Genomic DNA, 8,444 nt, shown 5'->3' with positions numbered 1-8,444 from the left:
GGCCGATCGGCAAGCCGCTGAAGCCAAATTTGGATTCTATCCAGATTTAGAAGCTTTGCTTGCCAGTTTACGGGCAGCAAAATCTATTCAAGATTGGCCGGGATACTTATCCTTATTCAAGCCAGACCCTAAGCTAAAAATACAAGTTACAAAAACACTGCACAAGGTGGCTTATGGAGTAAGAGAACGGAATCGCCTGGAAAAACATCAAGGCACAGTCATCGGTCTTGGTATTAGCCCCGATGACAGCAGAATCGCTAGCGTTGATAACACGGGAATCATCTGCTTGTGGGACAGGTCAGGCAAACTTCTAAATGATGATTGTTTCCAAGGGCCTGAAGGCTGGGTTCAAAGTGCCAGTTTTAACCCTGATGTCAGTTCACTGGCTACCATTACTGCCAGTGTGGATTCTGATGGAAGTATGGGACCAGATAGCATTTTTACCTTGGGTTTATGGGACTTAGACACTCAACAGCAAGTTGAGCTAAACCAAGGCCTTAGAGGCTGGGCGTGGGAGGTCAGCTTTAGCAAGGATGGCAAGCAACTGGCTACTAAGGACGGCTCTGATCGTGTTAGCTGGTGGAACTTATTGGGTGAACAAATATCCGAAAACCAATTTAAAGGAGAACCGAAATTCTCCATGGCTCAGACACTTCGTAGCAGTGATGGTAAGGTTGCAACTGCTGAAGCAGACACATTCTCCTTGAAAGACTCGTCTGGTAGAGAGATAGCTCTAATCAAAACAAATCACGTTTGGATTGATAGCTGGGTTTTCAGCCCTGATGGTCAGCAGTTGATTACCGCAGGTAGAGATGGCAGTATCCGCATTTGGGACTTTAAAGCTAATCAATTTCCTGTGAATAAATTTCGGAGTGAAGACCCGGTTTGGAGTTTCAGTTTTAGTCCAGTTAGTAGTTTACTAGCTACCGCAGACAATGATGGTAACACCCGGTTGTGGAATTTAAATGGTACAAAGGAGAGGACATTTCCAGGACAACGAAAAAGTAATTTAGTTCCAAGGGTTATTTTTAGCCCTAATGGTCAACAACTGGCTACCATGGAAGGGTATGCTATCGTCCGCTTGTGGAACTTGAATGGTAAAAAATTGGCTGAATCAAAACCATCTCAAGGTCAGATTGTGGGCGTAAGTTTTAGCCAGGATAGTAGCTTCTTACTAACTACGGTAAAAGAAGGTAATGTCCACTTGTGGAATCAACAGGGTACATCTTTAAAAAAATTTAGCGCCCCTCAAAGGGATATTTGGCAAGTAAGTTTGAGTCCTGATGGTAGCTTACTTGCAACACTGGAAGATGACGGTACTGCACGCTTGTGGGATTGGTCGGGCAAATCTTTAGCCGAATTTCAAGGTCATTCTAGTCGAATCGACAAGGTAATTTTTAGCCCTGATGGGAAGTTACTGGCTACCGCCGCAAGAGATGGTACTGCCCGTTTGTGGAACCTAGATGGCAAAGAGTTAGCCCAATTCAAAGGATCTGCAAATGGGGCAATGGAGGTAAGTTTTAGTCCTGATGGCAAATTACTTGCAACTGCTGGATTAGATCGTATCGCTAAGTTATGGGATGTAGAGACCAAGGAGCAGGTGGCAGAATTCAACGCACAGGATGAATATCGGGTCTTGGATCTCAATTTTAGCCGCGATGGTAAGCAACTGGCTATGGTTGCCAACGATAAAATAGTGAGGTTATGGAAGATTGAATCATTCGATGATCTGATGATGCGGGGTTGCAATTGGGTGCGTGACTATCTGAAGAATAACCCTAATGTCGAGAAAAGCGATCGCCATCTTTGCGACAATCTTAACAAGTAGTTACCTTCATGTAAAAGTTTTGGTAGCCACGATTGTGTTTTTAGCAATTGGCTCATCTTTCTAATTGTTGAAGAATTTGCGATTGGCCTACGGCCAATCGGGCAGCGGCTCCAAAGAAGCATCACTTCTTTCAACTTTGAAGCGAATCACTCGACATCGATGAAATGGGGATCGAATGCTAAACTTAAGCTATTGATTACAATTCCCTTCTTGATGCAGTCGCTCATGGGGGAAACCCCCGCGTGAAGGCGCTGCCTTCCCAAGACCGCGCTGCATCGCTTCGAGGTATGATTAAACCAAGGGGTAGTAATGGCTGAATCTTACTTAATTTATCTTGATGTTTGTTGCTTAAATCGTCCTTTTGATGATTGGCGACAAGATAGAATTCGATTAGAAGGACAAACAATCCTAGATATTTTTCAGCGGTTTTATTCAGAAGAATGGAAGCTGGTAAGTAGTGAAGCTATAGAAGCAGAATTAAACCGAATGGTTAATCTTGACAAACTAGACAGGATTAGAAAATTATTACGGGTTGCTGAAAATAAAATAATTTTAACCGATGAAATAGATAAACGTTCTCAAGAAATAGAAAAGTTAGGATTTGGTTTGTATGATTCTTTTCATATTGCTTGCGCTGAAACGGCTAAGGTAGATGTATTATTGACAACGGATGATAGATTGCTCAAGAAAGCAATTAAGTATAGCCATCTCTTAAAAGTAAAATTAGATAATCCTGTCACTTGGTTAATGAACACTTTTGTATTAAAAGGAAATAACAACAATGACACCAATTGAATTAAGACAAAAAGGCTATTATGCCTTAGTTAAGGAATTAGGGCAAGTTGATACAATTCGTTTTTTACAAGATGTAGGATGGGGTTTTGGTGATTATACTCAAGAACGTCAACAGTCTCTAAAAAATGTGACAAGATCTGATTTTTGGCAAGACATTCAAGAAATTAGAGCCAAAAAAGACCTTGAAAATCAATGATTCTGTTGCAGCTAGCGAACGCGCCCCGCGTGACCTACGGTCAATCGCGTAGCGTGGCCGTAGGCCAATCACACCGAAAGCATTACCTAGGAGTTCGATTTGCTATCAGCAACAGATAGTGAACGCATCCATTCATCCAAATCCTCGGGTTTCGTAAAGTCCAACAACGCCTCCCCCAAAGCTTCAAGCTGAGGGAGGGATAAGGCTTGAACCTGCACTCGCATGTCTGGGGACACTTCTAGAAATGCGACGCAAGAGTTGGCGGAGGATGAGAGATTGTTCCCCTTCGTAACGGCCTTCATCCTTAATGTCTTGATAAATTACAGACTGCTGCATGATATCTGTGCGTAAAATCTGGTTAATGAAGTCCCTCTTTAAGAATAGCCCTGCTAGAATCCCAGCGCACGCAGCCACATTGCTCTGTATCCTAATTTCTGGAATCGTCTCAACTCTTGCAGCCACCTGACGTAAGGTTTGAGCAGCATCGGGGGTTTGTGTCAGTACAGCCAAGGGCAATAACCCCGTCGATTCCAGAAACAGCTGAGTTGGTTGTTCCCATAGCCGAATGACCTCGAATTCGTGACGAGTACCAGGAATCTCAAACGCTGTCTGATAAACAAGTTCAGAAGTTGAACGGGTCAAGTAAATGACCACTTGGCGCATCTGCTTATTGGGAAAACGGCGGAAAACTCTCAGGCGGTAATCTGCCATTCAGCAAGCCCATAGTTGAGTCAGGTTGAGTCTGAAACTCGACGTGAAGCACGAAATCATCAGAATTCAGCAAAATCAAGGCATCCGCTCGAAGATGAAGACTTGTACTACCGCTTGATGCAAGAAGTGTTTGTCTACTTGGGACAAAATCGCTGGCAGCATAGTTGGCAAGCGGTAGTATTTTGGGCTAAGCGCAGCTTGGATACAGGGATTCCCAGATGTTACGATGGCGAAGTCCAAACAGGATATCTGCGCTCACAAAACCCTCGATGAAACTCCAGACACCTCAGACTCAATCGGATTGGGACTGATACGCCTGGTAGTGGAACCAGAGACCAATGTCCAACACAGAGTACAGCAACTAGAAAGATGTGCTAGGGCTCTACCAGTAGCACAGCAAAGAAATGCGATAGAATTAATAGAACAAGCCTTAGTGTATAAATTTCCTGAACGTCCTTGGAGGGAATTGGAAGCGATGTTTGGACTTACTGAATGGAAACAGACCAAATTTTATCAGGAAGTTAAGGCTGAAGGTCACCAAGAAGGTCATCAAGAAGGTCATCAAGAAGGTCGCATCACTGAGGCACAGATTTTGGTCATGCGTCTGCTGAAAAAACGATTCCCAGAAATGACCGAGGAAATAAACAACTTAGTTCAAGGTTTGTCTTTGTCAAATTTGGAAGGGTTAACAGATATTATTTTTGAGTTAAAAAGTTGGGAAGATTTCTTGAGTTGGTTGTCACGAGTAGACCAATAATGCTCACATGGAGTTGATACCAGTCATACTCTAGAAATGCTGTGAAAAAAACTCCCAACTTTACAATGCCTTGAACACCTGGTTAGGTCAAGTCTGCCCTTGGAGCCATCAGAGCGATCTGATGACTTGCCTGTGAAAGCGTTGTGATTGGTTCCATACGGGGGCATTGAACCCCCGGGTGGAACCGCGCATTCCTCTCAAACCAAACCAAAGATTATGGTGTGAGGCTCCTGCTAAACTAGCTGATCTTCCCTATCTCCGAAATCAGTGAAGCCTGTTGATCAAGCTCAAGGGTGAAGCTCAAAGGTAAGCTTCGGTTTAAGAACCCATCTGGGCAGCAACTTCTTCAGCAAAGTTGCTTTCTTCCTTTTCTATACCTTCACCCAAGACGTAGCGAGTGAAGCGACGCACTTGGATGTTTTCACCCAACTGGGCAACACATTGCTTGACTAATTCTTCCACTGTGATGCTTTGATCACGAATGTAAGGTTGATCCATCAACGAGAGTTCTTTAAGGCGTTTGTCAATCCTACCCTGAACAATTTTCTCTTTGATGTTTTCTGGCTTTTTGCCTAGGTCATCCCTACCCATTTCAATGTCTTTTTCTTTTTGAACAATCTCTTGAGGGATGTCATCGACCTTCACGTATTCAACGTTAGGGCAAGCTGCTACTTGCATGGCGACGTTCTTGACTAGGGCTTGGAACTCGTCGCGGCGGGCAACAAAATCGGTCTCGCAGTTAATTTCTACGAGTACACCGACTCGACCACCAGTGTGGATGTAGCTGCCGATAATTCCTTCTGCTGCCACACGACCGGATTTTTTCTCAGCTGAGGTAATGCCTTTTTTACGCAGCCATTCTATAGCTTTGGTCATGTCTCCGTCGCTTTCTACGAGAGCTTTTTTGCAATCCATCATGCCAGCGCCGGTTTTTTCCCGTAGCTCTTTGACCAGTTTTGCTGTAATTTCCGCCATGTTGTTTTTGTTCCTACTGTTAGTGAAACTGATTACACCGTGATATCTTCCCACACTACTCGATCTGTGAGTATGGGCTTACCAGCCCACGCTGAAAGCTAGTTGATTTTTATCAAAGGATAAATTCAGGGTGGGGCTTCAAGTTCGAAGATAACTAACTATTCTTCCTCAGTCTCCTGGTTATCTCCTTGATCTACGGATTCAATTTGCTCACTTTGTTCAGTCTCTTGAATTTCTTCCTCGTCTGGGAACTCCTCTAATCCCTCTTCAAATTCTTCGTATTCGTATTCCTCTGCGGTGTCTAGCTCACCATGACGGCCTTCGTAAATGGCATCAGCCAGTTTACCTATGATTAGCTTAATCGACCGGATCGCATCGTCATTAGCTGGAATCGGAATATCGGCTAAATCAGGGTCGCAGTTTGTATCTAATAGTGATACTATCGGTAGACTTAGCTTTTCACATTCCAAAATAGCGTTGTACTCACGCTTTTGGTCTATGATTATGACAATGTCGGGAACCTTACGCATCATTTTGATGCCACCTAGATACTTCTGAAGCTTGCCTAGTTCCCGACGCAGCATAGAGCCTTCTTTTTTTGGCAGTAAGTCAAGGGCACCACTGGTTTCCCGACGCTCTAAATCTTTCAGTCGCTCCACCCTGGTCTTAATTGTTTCCCAGTTGGTGAGCATACCACCTAGCCAGCGCTGGTTAACATAGTAGGCACCACAACGGCTTGCCTCTTGGGCAATAATTCCAGCAGCTTGGCGCTTAGTACCGACAAACAGAAATCTCTTGCCCTGCTCTGATGAGGTCCGGATATAGTGATAAGCGTCCTCCATCAGCTGAGCTGTCTGTACCAAGTCAATGATGTGGACACCATTGCGAGCAGTGTAAATGTAAGGATCCATCTTGGGGTTCCATCGGCGAGTCTGGTGACCAAAGTGAACCCCTGACTCTAGCATTTCAGCTAAAGAAACTACAGGCATAATTTTTTAACTCCTAATTCGGGTTTAACCTCCATCCAGGTGGATTTCCCTTTAGAAACACCCGAAACCCTGGATGTGCGATCTTTATAAAACCCTTTTAGGGTAACACATTCTGACTCTCTAATGGCAAAGGGATTAGATGGATGAATTTTCTTACAAAAACATTAAAACTGTTAATTGGTAAGCTATCAGCTATCAGCTATCAGCTATCAGCTATCAGCTATCAGCTATCAGCTATCAGCTATCAGCTTACGCGCACGCTACACCGAACAGCGATCAGCCATTGGCCGTAGGCCAGGGTACTTGAGGTGCTTTTGAATAAAATAAGCACCTCAAGCAGCGTGAGCTTTAGCTCACGGCTGTTCCCTTAGCGTGGCCAAAGGCTGACCGCTGACCGCTGACCGCTGACCGCTGACGGCTGACGGCTGACGGCTTACCCTACTACTACACGGGGTAGTCGGTGCTTAAAACCACAAATAATTTCCCAGGAAATGGTGCCTAAAGCCATAGCCCAGTGATCTGCTGAGATTTGCTCTTCCCCATCCTGTCCAATTAAGGTAACAATTTCCCCAACTTGTATATTAGGAATATCACTAACATCGAGCATGAGCTGATCCATTGTAATTGCGCCAATCTGAGGAACTTGCTGCCCTTGGATGATGACATTGATGCGATTGGAAAGATTTCGGGGAACACCGTCAGCATAGCCAATACCGACTACTGCTAGACGCATCTGTCGATTTGAAATAAATTGATGGCCATAGCTGATACCAGTTCCAGGCGGAATAGTTTTAATTTGGGTGATCCGGGCTTTTACCTGCATCACTGGCTTGAGGTGAATAACATTTTGAAGATGCTCTGCTGGGTAGAGACCATAGACGGCTAATCCTACACGCACCCAATCGTAGTGCAATGCTGAGTCGGTTAAGGTAGCAGCGGAATTGGCCAAGTGTAATCGGGGTGGAGTTATGCCACCAGCCTTTAATTGTGCGATCGCGTTTTTAAACCTTTCATGCTGCTGTCTCATCACTGTGGGGTCAGGACTATCAGCAGTAGCTAGATGGGAATAGACACTAGCTATTTCCAAGTTAGGTAATTGTTGGACTAGGCGTACAAACTCGATAGCATCTTGCCAAGGCATTCCCAACCGGGACATTCCTGTATCTAGTTTCAGATGCACTGGCAGGGTTTGGTTTAGACCACTCAAGGTTTCCGAAAACACTAACGCTTGTTGAGGATTACACAAAGTTGGTTCCAATTGCCAGTGAGCGATCGCTTTGACTTGTTCTGGGGTATTAGTCGCTCCCAACAAGAGTATAGTGGCCTTAATTCCCCCTTGCCTGAGTTGAATGCCCTCTGAGACAGTAGCAACACATAACCCCCCAGCACCAGCTTCTATAGCTGTGCGGGCAACGGTTAGAGCACCATGGCCATAGGCATCGGCTTTCACTACTGCCATTAGTTGGGTAGTATGGCGCAACAGCTGCTGTATTTGCCGTAAATTTTGATACAAAGCAACTTGATCAATTTCCGCCCAGGCTCTTTGGCGTAATCCAGGATAGAACGGGTCAGTTAGACAGTCAGTATTATCCCCTAGGATTTGTGTGACAGATTCGGACTGTAATGGTGTTATACCAATCCTCTGCTGAAGCTCTCCCATCGGAATTCACTCCTCAATTACTCACACATTACACACACATTACACACTATAGGCCGAATGGCGCTTTGAAAAGTTGCGGTGAGATGTCACAATGTTGCACGGGGCTAGTAGTTCAATATAGTTGGCATTGAACGGCACCCTGCTCAGGATAATCTGATCGGTTGGCTATTCTACCTACCTAAAAAATCCTGAACTATGGGATTTATTTAGGTAAGTATTACAGCAGCTATTAGGATTTCTTAAGCACTAAACATGAGATAACCCACATCTGCTGTTTTTTTGAAACATATACTTCATGGATTTATCAAAGATTCCTGCTCAACCTAAACCAGGTCTGATCAACGTTTTAATTGAAATTCCCGCAGGTAGTAAAAATAAGTATGAGTTTGACAAGGATCTAGAAGCCTTTGCCCTTGACCGGGTACTTTATGCATCGGTACAGTACCCCTATGACTACGGCTTTGTCCCTAACACTCTAGCAGATGATGGTGATCCTCTGCTAGAGTGTTAGGGACAAAGCCGTAGTCATAGGG

Annotated in this window: 10 protein-coding genes and 1 pseudogene; 6 read left to right on the top strand and 5 right to left on the bottom strand. The window is 44.5% G+C overall.

The features are described from left to right. The 3 genes from F6J94_RS25485 to F6J94_RS25475 form a co-directional block, all read left to right on the top strand. A partial coding sequence (locus F6J94_RS25485; RefSeq protein ID WP_293045249.1) for a WD40 repeat domain-containing protein occupies nt 1-1,828 on the top strand: 1,828 nt, incomplete at its 5' end. A gap of 309 nt (nt 1,829-2,137) precedes the next feature. Further along, the gene (locus tag F6J94_RS25480; RefSeq protein ID WP_293019183.1) at nt 2,138-2,623 is read left to right on the top strand and encodes a PIN domain-containing protein; all 486 of its coding nucleotides are present in this window, start codon (nt 2,138-2,140) and stop codon (nt 2,621-2,623) included. Further along, complete coding sequence (locus F6J94_RS25475; protein ID WP_071103985.1) at nt 2,610-2,819, top strand: hypothetical protein; 210 nt, start codon at nt 2,610-2,612, stop codon at nt 2,817-2,819. Before F6J94_RS25480 ends, F6J94_RS25475 begins: the two co-directional genes overlap by 14 nt. Nucleotides 2,820-2,905: 86 nt before the next feature. On the opposite strand, the gene F6J94_RS34430 is transcribed toward F6J94_RS25475, so the two are convergent. Further along, entirely contained in the window at nt 2,906-3,043 is a 138-nt protein-coding gene (locus F6J94_RS34430; protein WP_364301365.1) for a DUF4351 domain-containing protein, read from the bottom strand. Beyond that, the gene (locus F6J94_RS25470; protein ID WP_293045246.1) at nt 3,003-3,530 is read right to left on the bottom strand and encodes a hypothetical protein; all 528 of its coding nucleotides are present in this window, start codon (nt 3,528-3,530) and stop codon (nt 3,003-3,005) included. The genes F6J94_RS34430 and F6J94_RS25470 overlap by 41 nt, the downstream gene beginning before the upstream one ends. 15 nt (nt 3,531-3,545) lie before the next feature. Here F6J94_RS25470 and F6J94_RS25465 point away from each other — a divergent pair, with 15 nt between their 5' ends. Both F6J94_RS25465 and F6J94_RS25460 read left to right on the top strand, forming a co-directional pair. After that, a complete protein-coding gene (locus F6J94_RS25465) occupies nt 3,546-3,803 on the top strand; it encodes a DUF2887 domain-containing protein (RefSeq protein WP_293045244.1) in 258 nt (85 codons plus the stop codon). After that, entirely contained in the window at nt 3,757-4,287 is a 531-nt protein-coding gene (locus tag F6J94_RS25460) for a DUF4351 domain-containing protein (RefSeq protein WP_293045241.1), read from the top strand. The genes F6J94_RS25465 and F6J94_RS25460 overlap by 47 nt, the downstream gene beginning before the upstream one ends. Nucleotides 4,288-4,605: 318 nt before the next feature. On the opposite strand, the gene tsf is transcribed toward F6J94_RS25460, so the two are convergent. The 3 genes from tsf to alr form a co-directional block, all read right to left on the bottom strand. Next, entirely contained in the window at nt 4,606-5,262 is a 657-nt protein-coding gene (gene tsf / locus F6J94_RS25455) for a translation elongation factor Ts (RefSeq protein ID WP_293045239.1), read from the bottom strand. Nucleotides 5,263-5,420: 158 nt separating this feature from the next. Beyond that, nucleotides 5,421-6,251 carry a 30S ribosomal protein S2 gene (gene rpsB / locus F6J94_RS25450; protein WP_293018820.1) on the bottom strand — a complete coding sequence of 277 codons (831 nt, stop codon included), beginning with the start codon at nt 6,249-6,251 and terminating at the stop codon, nt 5,421-5,423. A gap of 433 nt (nt 6,252-6,684) precedes the next feature. Next, complete coding sequence (gene alr, locus F6J94_RS25445; RefSeq protein WP_293045238.1) at nt 6,685-7,911, bottom strand: alanine racemase; 1,227 nt, start codon at nt 7,909-7,911, stop codon at nt 6,685-6,687. Nucleotides 7,912-8,206: 295 nt separating this feature from the next. On the opposite strand from alr, the pseudogene F6J94_RS25440 reads away from it, so the two are divergent. After that, nucleotides 8,207-8,410 (top strand): annotated as a pseudogene (locus tag F6J94_RS25440) (inorganic diphosphatase); the annotation flags it as partial. Nucleotides 8,411-8,444: the final 34 nt, after the last annotated feature.

Origin of the sequence: Moorena sp. SIO1F2 (genome assembly GCF_010672755.1) — a bacterium.
Taxonomy (GTDB): Bacteria; Cyanobacteriota; Cyanobacteriia; order Cyanobacteriales; family Coleofasciculaceae; genus Moorena.
This window is presented reverse-complemented; position numbering and strand designations above follow the sequence as displayed.

Bases quoted from the DNA above. Each gene is read 5' to 3' on its own strand.
- F6J94_RS25480 (WP_293019183.1), top strand. From the start codon at position 2,138: ATGGCTGAATCTTACTTAATTTATCTTGATGTTTGTTGCTTAAATCGT.
- F6J94_RS25475 (WP_071103985.1), top strand. From the start codon at position 2,610: ATGACACCAATTGAATTAAGACAAAAAGGCTATTATGCCTTAGTTAAG.
- F6J94_RS34430 (WP_364301365.1), bottom strand. From the start codon at position 3,043: ATGCGAGTGCAGGTTCAAGCCTTATCCCTCCCTCAGCTTGAAGCTTTG.
- F6J94_RS25470 (WP_293045246.1), bottom strand. From the start codon at position 3,530: ATGGCAGATTACCGCCTGAGAGTTTTCCGCCGTTTTCCCAATAAGCAG.
- F6J94_RS25460 (WP_293045241.1), top strand. From the start codon at position 3,757: ATGGCGAAGTCCAAACAGGATATCTGCGCTCACAAAACCCTCGATGAA.
- tsf (WP_293045239.1), bottom strand. From the start codon at position 5,262: ATGGCGGAAATTACAGCAAAACTGGTCAAAGAGCTACGGGAAAAAACC.
- rpsB (WP_293018820.1), bottom strand. From the start codon at position 6,251: ATGCCTGTAGTTTCTTTAGCTGAAATGCTAGAGTCAGGGGTTCACTTT.
- alr (WP_293045238.1), bottom strand. From the start codon at position 7,911: ATGGGAGAGCTTCAGCAGAGGATTGGTATAACACCATTACAGTCCGAA.